Here is a 17,784-nt window from a genome sequence, read left to right on the forward strand (position 1 = left end):
CGGTGGAAGCAGGACTCAAGGCGATCCTCGTCAAGTTCACCCTCTTCGCGGTAGTGGCGATGCTGCTCTTCGTCGCGCTCTTCAACACGATGACGAACCGGGTGCCGGGCAACACCCACACCCTGTACGCGGAGTTCACCAACGTCTCCGGGCTGCGGGCCGGCGACGACGTCCGGATCTCCGGGGTGAAGGTCGGCCGGGTGCAGGGCATCGAGGTCAAGGACAACCGGATCGCGCGGGTGCGCTTCCTGGTCCAGTCGAAGCAGCCGATCACCTCCACCACCGAGGTGACGATGCGGTACCAGAACCTGCTGGGCCAGAAGTACCTTGCCCTCACTCCCGGCGACGGCGGCGGTTCGCCGCTGAAGAAGGACAGCACCATCGGCCTCGACCGGACCAGTCCCGGCTTCGACCTGACGGCCCTGCTCAACGGCTTCGAGCCCCTCTTCAACGTGCTCAAGCCCGAGGACATGAACACGCTGGCAGAGAACATCGTGGGCGTGCTGCAAGGCGAGTCCGGCACGGTGGAGTCGCTGCTCGCCGAGACAGCCGGGCTCACTCGATTCCTCGCGGACCGTGACGAGGTCTTCCACCAGGTGGTGACCAACCTGACGCCCGTGGTCAAGAACCTCGCCGCGAACTCCGGTGACTTCGACACCGCGGTCACCGAACTCAAGCAACTGATGCGGTCGCTCAACACCGGGAGCGACGAGTTCTTCGGATCACTCTCCGACATCCAGGGCAACCTGACGTCGACCACCCGCTTGATCGATCAGCTGCGCCCGTTGGTCTCCCGCGACATCGCCGCGATCAGCGACTTCGGGGCGGTCTTCCAACGGGGTAAGCCGGTGATCACCAAGGCGATCGACGTGTTGCCTCAGTTGGTCGGCGCTTTCGTCCGGTCGCAGAGCTATGGCGGCCATCTCCAGGTCTACAACTGTGCACTCGGCCTCCAAGTCATCGGCGACAGTCCACTGTGGCTCGGTGCAGCGGACGGCCAGCACTCCAAGGCGTGCAAATGAAGCTGAAGAAGACACCTCAGAACTATCGCCGGGTCGGCATCATCGGGGCCGCGGTCGTGGCGTTGCTGGCAGGGCTGATCGCCGCCACCTCGACGTTCCCCTTCGGCCAGGACACCTACTTCGCCGAGCTTGAGCACAGTGCCGGCCTCCGGGTCGGCGAAGAGGTCCAGGTCGCCGGCGTCGGTGTGGGTGAGGTCCGCAAGATCGAGCTCAAGGACCGCAAGGTCCGCGTCGAGTTCACCGTGGACAGCGACATCGACCTCGGCCGCGAGACGACCGCGGAGGTGAAGGTGGCCACGTTGCTCGGCACCCACTTCCTCTTGGTCAGCCCGCTCGGTGGGGGCGACCTGGCTGACGACACCGTGCCGCTGGCCCAGACCCGGGTGCCCTACAACCTGCAGGACGTGATCAACGAGACCGGCTCACTCGCCGACGATCTCGACGTTGACCTGATCTCGCAGGCACTCAGCGAGGTGGCGAACACGATGGATGTCACCAGCGAGGAGTTCCTCCCAGCGCTGCAAGGGGTCTCGGACCTGTCAAAGGTGCTCGCCTCTCGTTCTACCGAGATCGGCGAGCTGCTGGAGTCGACCAGTACGTTCAGTGGACAGCTCGCCGAGAGCACGGGCGACATCACGGTGCTGATGAAGCAGTCCAACGTCTTGTTGGCCAACCTGTTGCAACGCCGCGACGACATCCACGCCTTGCTGGTCGACCTCCGATCAGTCGGCGCCGAGCTCTCCTCGCTGATGGCCGAGAACCGCGGCAAGGTCGGTCCGATGCTGGACAGCATCAACGGCACCATCAAGGTGCTGACCACCAACCACAAGACACTGGGCGACGTTGCCGACCTGCTCGGCCCGATGGCTCGCTATCTCGCGAACTCCACCGGCAACGGGTCCTGGCTGGACCAGTACATGCCCGAGGCGACGCCGGACGGCCTGCGCTGCTTGCAGGAAGGAAACTGCGCGTGATCACCCGACGTCTGCGCCTCCTGGTCGCCCCGCTGGTGGCGGCACTGCTCGCTTTGGGCGGCTGTTCGTTGTTCGGCGACGATCCGTTCACGGTCACCGTCCAGCTCGACGACTCGTCGGGACTCTTCGTCGGCAACGACGTGGGCATCCTAGGGGTCAAGGTCGGTGAGGTCACCGCGATCACACCGGTCGGCGACCATGTCGAGGTCACGTTGAGAATCGACGAGGACGTCGAGGTTCCCGCAGAGGCGGGCGCTGTCGTCGTCTCCCGGTCGTTGGCCACCGATCGCTATGTCGAGCTGACCCCGGTCTACGCAAAGGGCCCCACCCTCGAAGCCGGCGCGGTGATCCCCGCGGCGCGCACCCGGACCCCGGTCGAATGGGACGAGGTGTTGGGTGCGCTGGACGTGATCGCCGAAGGCCTCAATGGCAAGGGCGGCAAGGGCCAGCCGATCAAGAAGCTGCTTGACCGCAGCGCCGAGCTTTTCGACGGCAACGGCAAGACCGTGCGCGACACGATCGCCAACCTGGTCTCGGGAACCGGCGCGTTCGCGGAGCACAGCGACGAGTTCACCCAGGCGATCGCGAGCCTGGACGTACTCACCCGGGAGATCGCTGCCAACCAACAGGTGGCGCGCACCTTCATCGGTAACGTCAACAAGGCGACATCGCTGGTGGACGCGGAGAAGGAGAACCTGGAGGCGGCGACCGAGAACATCGCCGAGACCGTCCGGTTGCTGGGTGTCTTCGCCAAGCGGAACCAGAGTGAACTCGGTGACACCGCGGACCGGATCACCGATATCTCCCGTCGGATCCGCCGCCACCAAGCGTCGTTCACCGAAGCGCTGCGGGTGCTTCCGGTGGCGATGGAGAATCTCGGTCTTGCGGTCAACAACAAGGGCCGGATCGACGTCAAGCTGCCGGCGCTCTCGGCGCTCCCGGGCGGTGCGTTGATCAATCCGCTCTGTGACCTGCTCCCGGCCGGCGTCTGCGACGAGATCGGGCCCGATATCGACCTACAAGCGTTGCTGGAGGCTCTCTTGGGCGGTGGTCGACGATGACCGCACGGATCACCCGTCTACTGGCCGGCCTCACCGTTCTGCTGGTGACGCTGACCGGATGCTCGATGCTGAACGCCGAGAACATTCCGGTCTCGTCGGGCGTCAAGGATGGTTACGAGGTCACCATCTTCTTCCCGGATGCGCTCAACCTCGCCGTCGGCGCGGCGGTCAAGATCGACGGTGCCCGGATCGGGCGCGTCGAAGAGGTCACCACCGAGAAGTTCCAGGCGAAGGTGCGACTCGCGGTCAACGGTGACACGCCCTTGCCGCAGGACAGCACCTTCCGACTCCGACCGACCACGGCACTCGGTGAGCTCTTCGTCGAGGTGATCCGCGGTGAGGCGAAGAAGCCGCTGAAGTCAGGCGTGGTGATCGACGCCGCCAGCACGCGGGCGGCACCCACGGTCGAGGACGGGTTGGCTGCAGCGTCCCTGCTGATCAACGGTGGTTCATTGAGCCAGATCAAGACCATCGTCAGCGAGATCAACACCGCCCTCGAAGGCCGGACCGGAACGGTCAAGGAGTTCATCCGTGGGGCGGACAAGCTGGTCGGCTCGCTCAACGACGGTCGCACCGACCTGGACGGGTTGCTCACCGCTCTCGCGGAGACCTCGACCCTGCTGAACAAGCGGGAGAAGGAGATCAACGCGGCGATCGACCTGGCCGGTCCGGCCGCCCAGGTGTTACGCCGCAACAGCGGCAAGGTGACCGACCTGTTGACCGAGGTGGCCGGGATGAGCGGCAACGTCGACAAGTTGGTCAAGGCGCTCCGGGGCGACCTGGTCACCACCCTCGCCCAACTCGGCCCGGTGGTGAGCACCCTTACCGCGAACAAGGCCCAGGCCAAGCAGATGCTCCAGAAGGTCAGCCAGTTGGCGCCGTTGCTCGACCGCGGTGTGCCGACCGACTACCTCAACCTGTTGCTGATCCTCCGGTTCAATGCCAACACTCTCTTCGGCCGTAGCGAAGCGGAGGGCGCGCGATGAAGAACAAGGCAGCAGCCCGCGCGTCCCTGCGCTCCCTGATCGTCGGCGCCGTCGCGTTGGCGGCAGTCTTCGCGCTCAGCATCGCGCTGTTGATGAGCTGGGTCTTGAAGGCCCCGGTCGGCCGCGAACGTCCTGAGGTCACCGTCACCATGCCACGCACCGGGGGGCTCTTCGAAGGTTCGGCGGCGACCTACCGCGGTGTCGAGGTAGGTCGCGTGACGAAGATCGATCTGGGCGCCGACGGCGTCGAGGTGACGGTCCGCCTCGATCCGGGGCGCAAGGTGCCCCGCAAGTCGGCTGCGAAGGTACGCAGCCTGTCGCCGGTGGGCGAGCAGTACCTGGACTTCCGTCCCGAAGCCCGGGGCGGCCCTTACCTCGTCGACGGTGATCGGTTGACCGCGCAGGCGAGTGATCTTCCGGTCTCCATCGCGAAGATGGTCAGTGGGTTGCAGGGTGCGCTCCGGCAGGTCGATCCGGACAAGGTGCGGATCGTGCTGCGCGAGGTGAACGCTGCCTTCGAGGGGAGTGGTGAGGACCTCAGCGCACTGGTGGAGAACACCGAGGTCCTGCTGCAGACCATCGACACCACGTTGCCGCAGATCGAGCGGGTGCTGCTCAACGGCAGGACCACGTTGCAGATCTTCGCCGACAACCGTGAGGTGCTCCGCAGTTTCGCCGTCGCCGCCGCGAGCGTCGGGACCTGGTACCTCACCTGGGATCCGACGGTTCAGAAGATCCTGACCAAGCTGCCGGCCGACCTCAAGACGGTCACCACCCTGTTGACCAAGGTCGATAAGAACATGCCGGACTTCCTGGCCGAGGTCAATCAGCTCACCAAGATCCTGGCGCTGCACGGCCCGCACCTTGAGGCGACGTTGGCGATGACTCCGTACGGACTCGGTCGCTTCGCGAGTGTGATGCGCAACGGATACATGAACGTGGTCGCCAACCTCAACGGCCAGCGCACCTGTGACTACGGCGTGAGCCGGCGCAACCCGACGCACACCGCACGCCAGGCGCCCGGGACCGAGGGTCGCTGTGGCTCGGGGGCACCGTGGCGCAGCGCCGAGCACGCCCCTGGTCCGCTGACCCGCTGAAGCAATTGGGGGTCACGAAAGATCCGCGGGATACCCCGGAGTCCCGTTATCTGCCAATCCGTTGCGAGGCAAACGTGGTAGACATAGGCTCAGAACCTCGGATCAGCTGCTATTAAGGAGCGCGGCACCTGCGAAGGATCATTCTTGCCGGGCTGACCCTGGTCATGACTCTTGGGGGGATCTCGCCACCCGCCCACGCTGTCGACCGCCCGTTGGCGAGTGAGAGGTCTGCGGTGCCTCGCCATCATGCACCCACGGCGGATCTCGATCCCATTACTAACGCCTGTTCGGTCGCCGCACTTGAGCGTCCCGTTGTCAGTTGGACTTGCGTTGGTCCGAAGTTGACCACTGTTGAGCGGGAGTTCGTTGCTGGTCGAACTCGAACGATCACGCGCACCCGGATCGTCACAACGGCGGCTAAGCTCGCGACACGGTTATCGCGCAGCCGCCAGCGAACCAGGTGATGACGGGTGGTGCGAAACGGATCGAAACGCACTGCCTATAAGGACCGGTTCAATTCGGTCGCCAAAGGCAATGCTGCATATGGCGACCAATCGGGCGTCCTCGGTACGTTCGACATCAACATTCATACAAGCCTGAATGGTCGGTCTCCACGCGTCAAAGGGGTCTTTTATTGGGATTCCGGTCCGCGAATCGTTTTCCACAATACGCAGATTCAAGTGATAGAGGACCAGGCCGTGGATGTCCTCCAGGGCATCTTATGTCGACGGCCCTGACGGCAACGGTTCGTTCGCGATCGGCCCCAACGACGGGGTCGACCGCGGGCCGTGGATCAATTTCAAGCCTCTCAGGGATTCGAATCCCTATTGGAATCAGGTCAAGGGGAAATTTGAAGCCTACTATGTGGATTTTGTGATTGGTGTACTCAAAACGCCCAAGTATCGTTGTTTTAGCGATGACCCCTGCTATTTCCCGACGTAGGGTGAAGCTGTGAACTGGGATGAAGTCCCCTATGGCAACGAGGTGCCGGCAATTCATGAAAACGACGCATCGTGGCAACTTGCCGCGGACGCCGGGATCGACCTCAGTGCGCTTTGGTTGCTGCGTACGACCGCTGTCGCCAGTACGCCGATCGATCCCGTGCCGATGACCAGGCTGGTCGTCACGGATGCGGGCGGGACCGAGCGCCGTAGTCAGCGTGCGCGCACGCCCGAGGAGCAGACGGAGCTCGACGACGACGTCAACGAGTTCATGGCTGAGCTCGGACTTCCGCCGCGACCAGGCAACCGGATGTGGTGGCTCCGGGTTCCGGCCGGGCTCGATCTGGACCAGGTGCGGCGCTATTGGTGGTCGCAGGTCTATGCGACGGCGTCACCCGAGGATGGACCGTGGGGCGAGCTCGTAGCCCTCGACGCGCTGTTCCGAAGCCCTGCCGGTCCGTGGCCGACGCGCCAGTAGCTCAATGTGACCTCAGCGCGCGGAATTGCCCCCAATTGGAGCGCTGAGGTCACATTGAGCGGGGCTTGTCCGGTTGGACCCGGAGCGTGGTGAGCGTGGTGGCCAGCATTCGATAGTGGCCGATCAGCATCAGCAACTCGATGCTGGTCGGCTCATCGAAGGTCGCCCGGAGCCGGGTCCAGGTGGCGTCGCTGAGGTCGTCGTGGGCGAGCAGCTCGTCGGTGACCTCGAGCAGCAGCGCCTCGGGCGCCGGCCAGGTGGCGGCGTCGTCGCGTACCTGCTCGACCTCGGCGGCGCTCAGCCCGGCGCGGCGGGCGAGACCGGCGTGCTGGGTCCACTCGTAGGCGTTGTCACGACGGTGGGCCACCCGGAGGATCACCAGCTCGGTACGACGGCGGCCCAGCCTGCCTCCGGGCATCAGGGTGCCGGCGAAGTGCAGCCAGCCCCAGAACATCCGCTTGCTGCGTCCCAGGGTGAGGAAGACCGCGGGCGGCTCGGTCCGCGCCACCCGGCCCGCGGCGCGCGCGAAGAGCGAGACCGCGACACCGGTGTCGCGGCGGGCGCCGGGGGTGACCCGCGCTGCCGTCACCGGGCCCGCTCCACGGCCGGCAGAGCGCGGTTGGCGCCGAAGTTCATCACCCGCATCGCCAACACGTAACCGGGGTGGAAGTGGCGCTGGACGAAGTGGATCAGCCGGATGTCGCTGGAGGTGTAGACCCAGTAACGGTTCCGCTTGACGCCTGCGAGCAACGCAGCGGCCGCCGTCTCGGGGCTTACCGCACGCTTCTTGAAGTGCGCGTGGGCACGGACGAACGACGGCGTCTCCTTGTCGACGCCAGCGATCTGGATGGTGTCGGTGAGACCGGTGTCGACGCCGCCGGGGCAGACCAGGCTGACGCCGATGCCGTGCTTGCGCAGGTCGAAGCGGAGCACCTCAGAGACCCCGCGCAACCCGAACTTGCTCGCCGAGTAGGCGGCATGCCAGGGCATACCGATGATCCCGGCGGCCGAGGAGACGTTGACCAGGTGGCCGCCGCGACCGGCCTCGATCATCGGCGGGACCAGCGTCTCGATGACGTGGATCGGTCCCATCAGGTTGACCTCGACCAATTGACGCCAGTGGTCCGGCGTCAGCGAGGAGACAGTGCCCCAGGTGGAGATGCCCGCGATGTTGGCGACAACGTCCATCGAGCCGTACTCAGCGGCCAATGATTTGCCGAGCGCCTGGACCGCGGCCAGGTCACTGACGTCGGCGGCGGCGACGAGACCGACCTTGCCGCCCATCGCTCGAATGTCCTCGGCGACCTGCTGCACCGGAGTCTCGTGCAGGTCGGTCAGGTGGACGATCGCCCCTTCAACTGCCGCCTGACGGGCGGTGGCCCTACCGATTCCGCTAGCAGCGCCGGTGATGAAGACGTGCTTTCCCTGCAACGAGCGCAACCTGCGGAACATCGGACCCCTAGAGAAGTGGACGTAACGGTGAAAGAACAGCTTCGGTGAAGCGGCGATAGATGTCACGCGATTCCCACTCACCGCTGGTCAGTTCAACACAGTTGGTGAGGTCCAGTTCGAAGATCCGCTCCATCACCTCGGCGAGCTGCGGCGCGATGACCTCCACGTTGATCTCGTAATTGCCGGTCATGCTCAGTCGGTCGACGTTGGCGGTCCCGATGGTGCTCCAGTTGCCGTCGATGGTGGCGGTCTTGGCGTGCACCATGGCGTCACGGAACCGGAAGATCCGCACACCGGCCTCCAGCAGTTGGCCGAAGTACCCGCGCGAGATCCAGTCGGCCACGATGTGGTTGGACTTGCGGGGAAGCAGGAGCCGAACGTCGACGCCACGACGGGCAGCGCTGGTGACGGCGTCCACGAAGTCCTGGTCCGGGATGAAGTAGGCGTGGGTGAGCCAGATGTTGCGGGTGGCTCGGTTGATCGCCTCCAGGTACATCCCGCGGATCGGGAACATCCACAGGCGCGGCAGGTTGCGATGCAGCCGGATCCGCGACTCCCAGTCCGAGGCGGTGTCGAGCAGCAACGGGCGCTCACTGCGTCGCAGCCGTTTGCGGCGGTTCAGGTTCCAGAAGTCGGCGAAGGCCCGCTTGAGGTCCCAGACTCCGGGGCCGGTGATCCGGATATGGGTGTCACGCCACTCGGTCGCGTACGGCGTCCCGATGTTGTAACCGCCCACGAAACCCATCTCGCCGTCGACGACCAGGATCTTGCGGTGATCGCGGCCGTAGCGGCGTAGATCGAAGAAGCGCAGACCCGCGGCGTAGACGGGGTACCGGAGCACCTTGATCGCGGGGGAGAAGCGCTTGAATCGGGGGCTGACGACCAGATTGGCGAACGAGTCATAGATGACGTGGACGTCGACGCCACGCTCTGCGGCCTCGGTCAGTGCCTGCTTGAACTTCTCACCGACCTCATCGCCCTTCCAGATGTAGGTCTCGAAGAGGATCTGACGCCGGGCACCCGCGATCGCGGCGAGCATGTCGTCGTAGAGGTTCTGGCCGTAGGTGTAGGTGGTGATCGCGCTGGCGCCGATGTGCGCGGTCTCGGGAGCAGCCACCGGGAACGGCTTCGGCTTCCGGTTGCGGCGGCGGTAGCTGTCGACCAACGTCAACCCGGTCGCCAGAGCCAACGGCACCGCGAAGAACGCCACGATTGCGCGGCGCAGGAACCGGAGCACCGCGGCGCTTGTCTTCAGGGTGCTACTCACAGGGCCCATCCAAGCATGCACTGTCGGACGCTGGTCGTAGGCTGGCCAACATGCGACCAGTGACCGATCTTGAGCGCCGCGTAGCCCCCTTGGACGTCGTCTCGGACTATCAGCCCTCCGGCGACCAGCCGGCGGCGATCGCCGAGATCAGTAAGCGGCTCAACGCGGGCGAGAAGGATGTCGTCCTGCTCGGCGCCACCGGTACCGGTAAGACGGCGACGGTTGCCTGGGTGGCCGAGCAGTTGCAGCGACCGATGCTCGTCCTGCAACCGAACAAGACGCTCGCGGCGCAGTTCGCCAACGAGTTGCGCGGGCTCTTCCCGAACAACGCGATCGAGTACTTCGTCAGCTACTACGACTACTACCAGCCTGAGGCCTATGTGCCGCAGACCGACACCTACATCGAGAAGGACTCCTCGATCAACGAGGAGGTCGAGCGGCTGCGGCACTCGGCGACCAACTCGCTGCTGACCCGGCGTGACGTGATCGTGGTCTCGACCGTCTCCTGCATCTACGGTCTCGGTACGCCCCAGGAGTACGTCGACCGGATGCTGCGACTCCGGGTCGGCGACGAGATCGACCGCGATCAGGTACTCCGGCGGTTGGTCGACATCCAGTACACCCGCAACGATCTCTCGTTCACCCGGGGCACCTTCCGGGTCCGTGGCGACACCTTGGAGATCTTCCCCGTCTACGAGGAGCTGGCGGTTCGCGTCGAGTTCTTCGGTGACGAGATCGAGCGGCTGATGACGCTGCACCCGATCACCGGCGAGGTGATCACCGAGGACGCCGAACTCCACGTCTTCCCGGCGACGCACTATGTCGCGGGCCCGGAACGGATGGAACGGGCGATCGCCGGCATCGAGGCCGAGCTCGCCGACCGGCTGGAGGAGTTCGAGCGCCAGGGCAAGCTGCTGGAGGCACAGCGGCTGCGGATGCGGACGACCTACGACCTCGAGATGATGCGGCAGGTCGGTAGCTGCTCCGGCATCGAGAACTACTCGATGCACATGGACGGCCGCGAACGCGGCAGCGCTCCGAACACCCTGCTCGACTACTTCCCCGAGGACTTCCTCCTCGTTGTCGATGAGTCGCACGTCGCCGTCCCGCAGATCGGCGGCATGTACGAAGGCGACATGTCGCGCAAACGGAACCTCGTCGACCACGGTTTCCGGCTGCCGAGCGCGATGGACAACCGTCCCCTGCGCTGGGAGGAGTTCCTGGAGCGGATCGACCAGACGGTCTACCTCTCCGCGACGCCGGGCAACTACGAGCTCGACAAGGTCCAGGGCGACGTGGTGGAGCAGATCATCCGCCCGACCGGCCTGGTCGACCCGCAAGTGGTGGTGCGCCCCACCAAGGGGCAGATCGACGACCTGATCGGCGAGATCCGCGACCGCGTGGATCGCAACGAACGCGTCCTGGTCACCACGCTGACCAAGAAGATGTCCGAGGACCTCACCGACTACCTGCTCGAAGCCGGGATCCGAACCCGCTACCTGCACTCCGAGGTCGACACGCTCCGCCGAATCGAACTGCTTCGCGAGCTGCGGCTGGGGGAGTACGACGTCCTGGTCGGCATCAACCTGCTCCGAGAGGGTCTGGACCTCCCGGAGGTCTCCCTGGTCGCGATCCTGGACGCCGATAAGGAGGGCTTCCTCCGCTCCGACAAGTCCCTGATCCAGACCATCGGTCGTGCCGCCCGTAACGTCTCGGGCCAGGTGATCATGTACGCCGACCGGATGACCCCGTCGATGATCTCCGCCCTCGACGAGACCGATCGCCGTCGGGCCAAGCAGATCGCCTACAACACCGAGCACGGCATCGACCCGCAGCCGCTGCGGAAGAAGATCGCCGACATCACCGACATGCTCGCCCGTGAGGATGAGAACACCGAGGAGCTGCTCGCCACCTGGGGGCAGGGCAAGGGCGGCAAGAAGGTCGCCCCGGTGCCGGGGCTCAGCAAGCTCAAGGAGAACGCCGGCCCGGACGTCGCGGGGATGCCGTCGACGGATCTCGCCGAGTTGGTCCAGGAGCTAACTGCTCAGATGCACCACGCGGCTGCCGAACTTCAGTTCGAGGTGGCCGCTCGGCTGCGTGACGAGATCTCGGAACTGAAGAAGGAACTGCGGCAGATGATCGAGGCCACCCGCTAGCCGCACCTACGTTACCCACGCGTCACTCCACGCTCCCTCTGTCGTTTTCTGAGACAGAGGGAGCGTTTGCGTTGTGCAAAACGAGAACACGTTCTAACATCTGCGTGGCACTAGTCACATGACTGTCGGTATGTGGTTCAACGGGTGAGGGAGGCAGGGGTATGGGGTTTTCGGCCGCCTCCGTGGTGCGCGGGCCGGGGGAGATGACCGCCATGGTCATCGGCGTGGTGAAGCGAATCTTCACCCGTCCGTTCCAGATGCGGGAGTTCATCGAGCAGGCCTGGTTCATCACCAGCGTCACCCTGCTCCCCGCCATGTTGGTCTCGATCCCGTTCGGCGCGGTGATCTCGCTCCAGGTCGGCAACCTGACCGGACAACTCGGCGCTCAGTCGTTCGCCGGTGCCACCGCGGTGCTCGCGGTGGTCCGTGAAGCGGCGCCGATCGCGGCCGCGCTGATCATCGCCGGTGCCGCAGGCTCGGCGATCTGCTCCGACCTCGGAGCCCGGAAGATCCGCGAAGAGATCGACGCCATGGAAGTCCTCGGCATCGATCCGCTGGAACGCCTGGTCGCGCCCCGTGTCGTCGCCTGTGTCGTGGTCGCGGTGCTGATCAACGGCCTGGTGATCGCGGCCGGCATCGGCGGCGCCTACTTCTTCACCGTGATCATCCAGGGTGGCTCCGCAGGTGCCTTCCTCTCCAGCTTCACCGCGCTCGCTTCGATCTCCGACCTCTGGATCGCGATGATCAAGTCCGCGGTCTTCGGTGCTCTGGCCGCCATCGTGGGGGCCTACAAGGGCCTCAACGCCGGTGGCGGGCCACTCGGCGTCGGCCGAGCCGTGAACGAGTCGGTGATCGTCGCGTTCATGCTGCTCTTCCTGATCAACGCCGTGATCACACTCATCTACTTCCAAGTCGTGCCACCCCCGGGGATGTGATGGCAACCTTCACTGCAGTGGGCTCTTCGTTCGTCAGGGCCAGGCGCGACAGCCTGGAACAGTACGGCGATCAGTTCCTCTTCTACGCCAAGGCTCTGGCCTGGACGCCGCGGGCGCTCAAGCGCTACCGCCGCGAGATCTGGAACACCCTGGCCGAGATCACCTGGGGAGCGGGAGGCCTCAGCGTGATCGCCGGCACCGTCGGTGTGATCGCCTTCCTCGCCTTCTTCGCCGGTACCGAGGTCGGTATCCAGGGGTACGCCTCGCTCAACCAGATCGGCGTCGCCAAGTTCAGCGCCTTCATCTCGGCCTACTTCAACACCCGTGAGGTCGCGCCGCTGATCTCCTCGATCGCGCTCGCCGCGACCGTCGGTTGTGGTTACACCGCACGGCTCGGTGCGATGCGGATCTCGGAGGAGATCGACGCCCTCGAGGTGATGGGCATCCCGTCGATCCCGTTCCTGATCACCACCCGGATGATCGCCGCGTTCATCGCGGTCATCCCGCTCTACATCGTCGCGCTCTCCGCGTCATACCTGTCGCCGCGCCTGATCACCACGATGATGTACGGCCAGTCCGCTGGTACCTACGACCACTACTTCCTGCAGTTCCTGCCGCCGATCGACATCCTGTGGTCGTTCTTCAAGCTGATCTTCCTGGCGGTCTCGATCATCCTGATCCACTGCTACTACGGCTACGCCGCCTCCGGCGGTCCGGCTGGTGTCGGGATGGCAGTGGGCCGGGCGATCCGGACCTCGATCGTCTGGGTCGTCGTCGCGGACTTCTTCCTGAGCTTCGCGATCTGGGGCTCCACCACGACCGTCCGGATCACGGGGTGATCTGCCGATGCTGATCAACATGCACCACGGCACCCCCGCCGAACACCGTCGTCTGCAGATCTGCGGCATCCTCTTCATCGCGATGATCACCGGACTGCTGGCTTTCTCGATCGCCGTCTACCAGAAGGCGTTCGAGCCGGTCACCATGGTCACCGTCAAGGCCGACCGGGCAGGCCTCCAGCTCGCCAAGTTCGGCGACGTCCGGATCAACGGCGTCCTCGTCGGGCAGGTCCGCTCGATCTCCCAGGACGGCAAGGAAGCCGAGATCAAACTCGGCATCAAGCCCGAGGCCGCCAAGTCGATCCCGGAGAACATCAGCGTCCAGATCCTGCCGACGACGCTCTTCGGCCAGAAGTTCGTCGCGCTGGTTCGGCCTGACACCCCGCAGGGTCGGCTGACCGACGGCCAGGTGATCTCCTCCGACCGCGTCGAGACGAACGTCGAGCTGAACAAGATCCTCGCCGACCTCTTCCCGCTGCTCCGCTCGATCGACCCGGCCAACCTCAACGCGGCGCTCAGCGCGCTGGCCGGTGCGTTGGACGGCAAGGGCGAGGTCCTCGGCATCACCTTGGACAAGGTCGGGACCTACCTGGACGCGATCAAGGGTGAACTCCCGACGCTGCGCAAGGACCTCTCGCTGCTCGCCGACGTCGCCGGCACCTATGCCGACGCCGCACCGGACCTGCTCGACACCCTGGGCAACCTCACGGTCACCGCGAACACACTGACCGACCAGAAGGAGAACCTGGAAGCGTTCCTGGTCAGCCTCACCGGCGTCTCCAAGACCGGCCGCAAGATCCTGGTCGACAACGAGGCCAACCTGATCCGGGCCACCGAGCTGACCGCGCCGATCCTCGACCTGCTCGCCGTCTACTCGCCCGAGTTCCCCTGCCTCTTCCAGGGCTTGGACAAGTACGACGCCCGGCTGGCCGACATGTTCTCCGGGCAACGCGTGAAGCAGTACACCGAGCTCGGCTCCCTGCAGATGGAGGGCTACAAGCCGGAGGACCGCCCGGTCTACGGCGAGATCGGCCGCGGCCCGATGTGCCACGGTCTGCCCAACCCGCAGTTCCCGATCGGCCCGTTCAAGATCCGCAACGGCAACAACAGCAGCGTCGACAAGACCAGTGTGTTCAGCATTCTCGGGGGTGAATCGTTCATGCGCTCGACCACCGACATGGCGGGGACGCGGGCCGACCAGTACGCCGTGAACTCACTGCTCGCCGCCCAGAGCGGGCGAGCGGTCGATGAGTACGGTGCGCTGCCGTCCCTGGTCTACGGCCCGCTGGTCAAGGGCGCGGAGGTTGCACCATGAGTCGGGCGAGCGTGACCCGTTCCGCCGCCATCAAGATGGCGATCTTCACCGCGGCGAGCCTGATCGTGACCGGATTTCTCGCTGCGATCATGGGCAACGTCGGATTCGGCGAGGGCCGGATGTACCAGGCCATCTTCACCAGTGCGACGTCGCTGGAGAAGGGGGACGACGTCCGGGTCGCCGGCGTCTCCGTGGGTGAGGTCAAGAAGGTCGAGAGCTACCAGCGCAGTCAGGCGAAGGTGACCTTCCGGGTCAAGGCCGACGTGCCGATGACGACCGCGACCCGCGCCGAGATCAGGTTCAAGAACATCGTCGGTGAGCGCTACCTCGCCCTCGAGGCCGGCGAAAGCGCCGGGGAGGCCAAGAAACTCAAGGAGAACGCGACCATCCCGGTCGACCGGACCGAGCCGTCGTTGGACCTCAACGTCCTGTTCAACGGTTTCAAGCCTCTCTTCAGCGCCCTCCAGCCGGACGAGGTCAACGATCTGTCGATGAACATCGTCCGGGTGATGCAGGGCGAGGGCGGCACCATTCGCAGCCTGTTGGAGAACACCTCCTCACTGACCAACACCCTGGCCGACCGCGACGAGCTGATCGGTGACGTGATCACCAACCTCAGCCAGACCCTCGACACGGTCAACGATCGCTCCACCGAGCTCACCGCTCTGGTCATCGACCTCAAGGGTTGGATGAAGGACCTGGCACGGGACCGGAAGGTGATCGGCAACTCGCTCGACAACATCTCGGACCTGACCGACGTCATCGCCGATCTGCTGAAGAAGGGCCGCCCGCTGCTCAAGGACGACATCCGCGAACTCCGCAAGGTGGCCACCCTGCTCAGCCGGCCCGAGAACGAGGCGATCCTGGTCGACCTGCTCGACACCCTCCCGGAGTCGATGGAGGACCAGGCCCGCACTGGAACCATGGGCTCCTGGTACGCCTACTACCTCTGCTCGGTGGGACTCTCGATCAAGCTGCCGGTGCTCTCCGACATCCCGGTGCTCAACGAGTTGCAGAAGGCGCTGAGCAAGGTCTCCCTGAAGTCGACCGCGAAGAGGTGCAAGTGATGCGCGGTTACTCGGATCGTCAGATCATGCGGCTCGGCGCGATCACCATCGTGGTGGTCATGCTGACCTTCGCCGCCGCCTTCAACATCGGCAAGCTGCCGGGGCTCAAGGGCACCCGCTACCAGGCGGAGTTCAGCGACGCCTCCGGCCTGCGGACCGGCAACATGGTCCAGGTCGCCGGGATGCGGGTCGGCAGCGTCAAGAAGCTGCGCGTCGAGGACGGCATCGTCGTCGTCGAGTTCGAGGTCGACAGCGGCGTCGAGTTCGGCAAGGAGTCGCGCGCAGCGGTCAAGGTGCTTAACCTGCTGGGCGAGAAGTACCTGGAGCTGATCCCTGCCGGCGGCGGTCAGATCAGCGCCAAGGGCACGATCCCCTTGGAACGGACCGAGGCCGCCTACGACATCGTCGGTGTGCTCGGCGATCTCACCGGGACCACCGAGCGGATCAACACCGACGACCTGACCAGCGCCCTCGACTCGCTCTCGGAGATCATCGACGTCTCCGGCCCCGAGCTCGAAGGGGCGATGGACGGGATCACCCGGCTCTCGACCACGTTGGCCAGCCGCGACGAGGAGCTCAAGCGGTTGCTCGCCAGCTCGGGTGACCTGACCGGTCTGCTCAACGACCGCAAGGACGACCTCGTCGACATCATGCACAGCGGCGAACTGGTCTTCGCCGAACTGCGCAACCGCAAGGAGGCCGTCCACCGGCTCCTGGTCAGTGCTCGGGTGATGGCTCGCGAACTGCGGGGTGTCGCCACCGACAACCAGGAGCAGATGCAGCCCGCGATGAAGGAGCTCGACCAGGTGTTGGGTCTCCTGAACCGTAAGGACAAGGAGCTGCGCCGCACCATCGCCGCCTACGGTCCGTACGCCGACATCCTCGGTGACGTGATCGGTACCGGTCCGTGGTTCGACGCCTACGTGGTCAACCTGCTGAACCTTGCCAACGGCGAGTTCTCCGACGTCTCGATGGGAGGCTGAGCATGCTGCAGAAGATCAACGCCAAGATCCTGGCTGTGGTGGCCGTGCTGGCCCTGATCGCGGTCGTCTTCGTCGCCCTCGACGACGACAAGCCGACCAAGACCGCGACCGCCTTCTTCCCGCGCGCCGTCAGCATCTACCCCGACACCGAGGTCCGGATCCTCGGCGTCAAGATCGGCCGGGTCACCTCGGTGACGCCCGACGGCGAGTCGGTCCGCGTCGCGATGGAGTACGACGCCGACTACAAGATCCCTGCCGACGCCAAGGCCGTGATCGTCACGCCGACCCTGGTCGCCGACCGCTTCATCCAGCTCACCCCGGTCTATGAGTCCGGGCCGACGCTGGCGGACGGCGCCAAGATCGCGCTGCCCAACACCGGCGTCCCGGTCGAACTCGACCGGATCTACTCCAGCCTCCGTGACCTCTCGGTGGCGCTCGGCCCCAACGGCGTCAACAAGGACGGCTCGCTGAACCGCCTGCTCTCGGTGGCTGCCAAGCAGCTCGAGGGCAAGGGCGCCAAGGGCAACAAGATGATCCGCAGCCTGGCGCAGGCCGCCGAGACTTTCGGCTCCAGCAGCGGGGACCTCTTCGAGACCGTCGAGAACCTCGCCGCGTTCACCGAGACGCTCGCCGCCAACGACGAGCTGGTCAACGCGTTCGTCAAGGACCTGGCTGGGGTCTCCGCAGACCTGGCCGACGAGCGTCAGGAACTGGAGGCGGCACTCGCCGCGGTGGCCAACGCCGTCGGCACGGTGAAGACCTTCGTAGCCGACAACCGCAAGGGCGTCAGCACCAACATCAAGCGGCTGACCAAGGCCGTCAAGGCGGTCGCCTCGCAGAAGGAGGAGCTCAACCGGGCCCTCTTCGCCGGTCCGGTGGCCATCGGCAACCTGAACGCCAGCTACGACGTCCGCACCGGTAGCCAGAACTCCCGGTTCAGCTTCGCAGGCAACATCGCGCGGTTCGACCAGTTCCTCTGCGCGCTGATCACCCAGAGCGACAAGATCAGCAACGCCCTGACCAAGACCGCCTGCAGCCTCTTCCAGAGCCTGCTCACGCCGGTCACTTCGCAGGTGCTGGGCCGTACTGCCCCCGGCGAGAAGGGCAAGACCAACCCGAAGGCGAAGCCCGAAGCTGAGGTCCGCCCCGACGTCACCGACTACGACTCGAACACCAACGCCACCTTGGCCGACCTGATGGGAGGGAGCTGA

The 17,784-nt window shown here is 65.3% G+C and carries 16 protein-coding genes; 13 read left to right on the forward strand and 3 right to left on the reverse strand.

The annotated features are described in order from the left end of the window. Nucleotides 1-2 precede the first annotated feature (2 nt). The 6 genes from ACLM5J_RS18620 to ACLM5J_RS18645 all read left to right on the forward strand — a co-directional run bounded on the left by ACLM5J_RS18620 (nt 3) and on the right by ACLM5J_RS18645 (nt 6,559). The gene (locus ACLM5J_RS18620) at nt 3-1,022 is read left to right on the forward strand and encodes an MlaD family protein (RefSeq protein ID WP_413658117.1); all 1,020 of its coding nucleotides are present in this window, start codon (nt 3-5) and stop codon (nt 1,020-1,022) included. Further along, nucleotides 1,019-1,996, forward strand: a complete 978-nt coding sequence (locus tag ACLM5J_RS18625; RefSeq protein WP_413658118.1) for an MCE family protein — start codon at nt 1,019-1,021, stop codon at nt 1,994-1,996. Before ACLM5J_RS18620 ends, ACLM5J_RS18625 begins: the two co-directional genes overlap by 4 nt. After that, nucleotides 1,993-3,057: an MCE family protein gene (locus ACLM5J_RS18630; protein ID WP_413658119.1), complete on the forward strand. Its 1,065-nt coding sequence runs from the start codon at nt 1,993-1,995 to the stop codon at nt 3,055-3,057. The genes ACLM5J_RS18625 and ACLM5J_RS18630 overlap by 4 nt, the downstream gene beginning before the upstream one ends. After that, the gene (locus ACLM5J_RS18635; protein WP_413658120.1) at nt 3,054-4,043 is read left to right on the forward strand and encodes an MCE family protein; all 990 of its coding nucleotides are present in this window, start codon (nt 3,054-3,056) and stop codon (nt 4,041-4,043) included. The genes ACLM5J_RS18630 and ACLM5J_RS18635 overlap by 4 nt, the downstream gene beginning before the upstream one ends. Beyond that, nucleotides 4,040-5,140, forward strand: coding sequence for an MCE family protein (locus ACLM5J_RS18640; protein WP_413658122.1), 1,101 nt, complete (start codon nt 4,040-4,042; stop codon nt 5,138-5,140). Before ACLM5J_RS18635 ends, ACLM5J_RS18640 begins: the two co-directional genes overlap by 4 nt. 951 nt (nt 5,141-6,091) lie before the next feature. Further along, nucleotides 6,092-6,559 carry a DUF5956 family protein gene (locus ACLM5J_RS18645; RefSeq protein WP_413658123.1) on the forward strand — a complete coding sequence of 156 codons (468 nt, stop codon included), beginning with the start codon at nt 6,092-6,094 and terminating at the stop codon, nt 6,557-6,559. 49 nt (nt 6,560-6,608) lie between these two features. Here ACLM5J_RS18645 and ACLM5J_RS18650 read toward each other — a convergent pair whose 3' ends face one another. Genes ACLM5J_RS18650 through ACLM5J_RS18660 form a run of 3 tightly spaced genes read right to left on the reverse strand, consistent with a single transcriptional unit; the run spans nt 6,609 to nt 9,278 of the window. Then, nucleotides 6,609-7,148 (reverse strand): carboxymuconolactone decarboxylase family protein, encoded by a 540-nt coding sequence (locus ACLM5J_RS18650; RefSeq protein ID WP_413658125.1) that lies wholly within the window; start codon nt 7,146-7,148, stop codon nt 6,609-6,611. Then, nucleotides 7,145-8,011, reverse strand: coding sequence for an SDR family oxidoreductase (locus ACLM5J_RS18655; RefSeq protein ID WP_413658127.1), 867 nt, complete (start codon nt 8,009-8,011; stop codon nt 7,145-7,147). Before ACLM5J_RS18655 ends, ACLM5J_RS18650 begins: the two co-directional genes overlap by 4 nt. Nucleotides 8,012-8,018: 7 nt before the next feature. Next, on the reverse strand, nt 8,019-9,278 hold the full coding sequence (locus ACLM5J_RS18660) for a phospholipase D-like domain-containing protein (RefSeq protein WP_413658129.1): 1,260 nt from the start codon (nt 9,276-9,278) through the stop codon (nt 8,019-8,021). Nucleotides 9,279-9,328: 50 nt separating this feature from the next. On the opposite strand from ACLM5J_RS18660, the gene uvrB reads away from it, so the two are divergent. The 7 genes from uvrB (at nt 9,329) to ACLM5J_RS18695 (ending at nt 17,784) form a co-directional block, all read left to right on the forward strand. Then, nucleotides 9,329-11,434, forward strand: a complete 2,106-nt coding sequence (gene uvrB, locus ACLM5J_RS18665; protein ID WP_413658130.1) for an excinuclease ABC subunit UvrB — start codon at nt 9,329-9,331, stop codon at nt 11,432-11,434. A 203-nt stretch (nt 11,435-11,637) separates the two neighbouring features. Continuing rightward, the gene (locus tag ACLM5J_RS18670; protein ID WP_413658209.1) at nt 11,638-12,369 is read left to right on the forward strand and encodes an MlaE family ABC transporter permease; all 732 of its coding nucleotides are present in this window, start codon (nt 11,638-11,640) and stop codon (nt 12,367-12,369) included. Continuing rightward, nucleotides 12,369-13,208 carry an MlaE family ABC transporter permease gene (locus tag ACLM5J_RS18675; protein ID WP_413658131.1) on the forward strand — a complete coding sequence of 280 codons (840 nt, stop codon included), beginning with the start codon at nt 12,369-12,371 and terminating at the stop codon, nt 13,206-13,208. The genes ACLM5J_RS18670 and ACLM5J_RS18675 overlap by 1 nt, the downstream gene beginning before the upstream one ends. Nucleotides 13,209-13,215: 7 nt before the next feature. Next, the gene (locus ACLM5J_RS18680; protein ID WP_413658132.1) at nt 13,216-14,523 is read left to right on the forward strand and encodes an MCE family protein; all 1,308 of its coding nucleotides are present in this window, start codon (nt 13,216-13,218) and stop codon (nt 14,521-14,523) included. Next, entirely contained in the window at nt 14,520-15,590 is a 1,071-nt protein-coding gene (locus tag ACLM5J_RS18685) for an MCE family protein (RefSeq protein ID WP_413658134.1), read from the forward strand. Before ACLM5J_RS18680 ends, ACLM5J_RS18685 begins: the two co-directional genes overlap by 4 nt. Continuing rightward, the gene (locus ACLM5J_RS18690; RefSeq protein WP_413658135.1) at nt 15,590-16,573 is read left to right on the forward strand and encodes an MCE family protein; all 984 of its coding nucleotides are present in this window, start codon (nt 15,590-15,592) and stop codon (nt 16,571-16,573) included. The genes ACLM5J_RS18685 and ACLM5J_RS18690 overlap by 1 nt, the downstream gene beginning before the upstream one ends. A 2-nt stretch (nt 16,574-16,575) precedes the next feature. Next, nucleotides 16,576-17,784 carry an MCE family protein gene (locus tag ACLM5J_RS18695; RefSeq protein WP_413658137.1) on the forward strand — a complete coding sequence of 403 codons (1,209 nt, stop codon included), beginning with the start codon at nt 16,576-16,578 and terminating at the stop codon, nt 17,782-17,784.

This window comes from Nocardioides sp. Bht2, assembly GCF_047308515.1.
In the GTDB taxonomy this organism is placed as follows: Bacteria; Actinomycetota; Actinomycetes; order Propionibacteriales; family Nocardioidaceae; genus Nocardioides.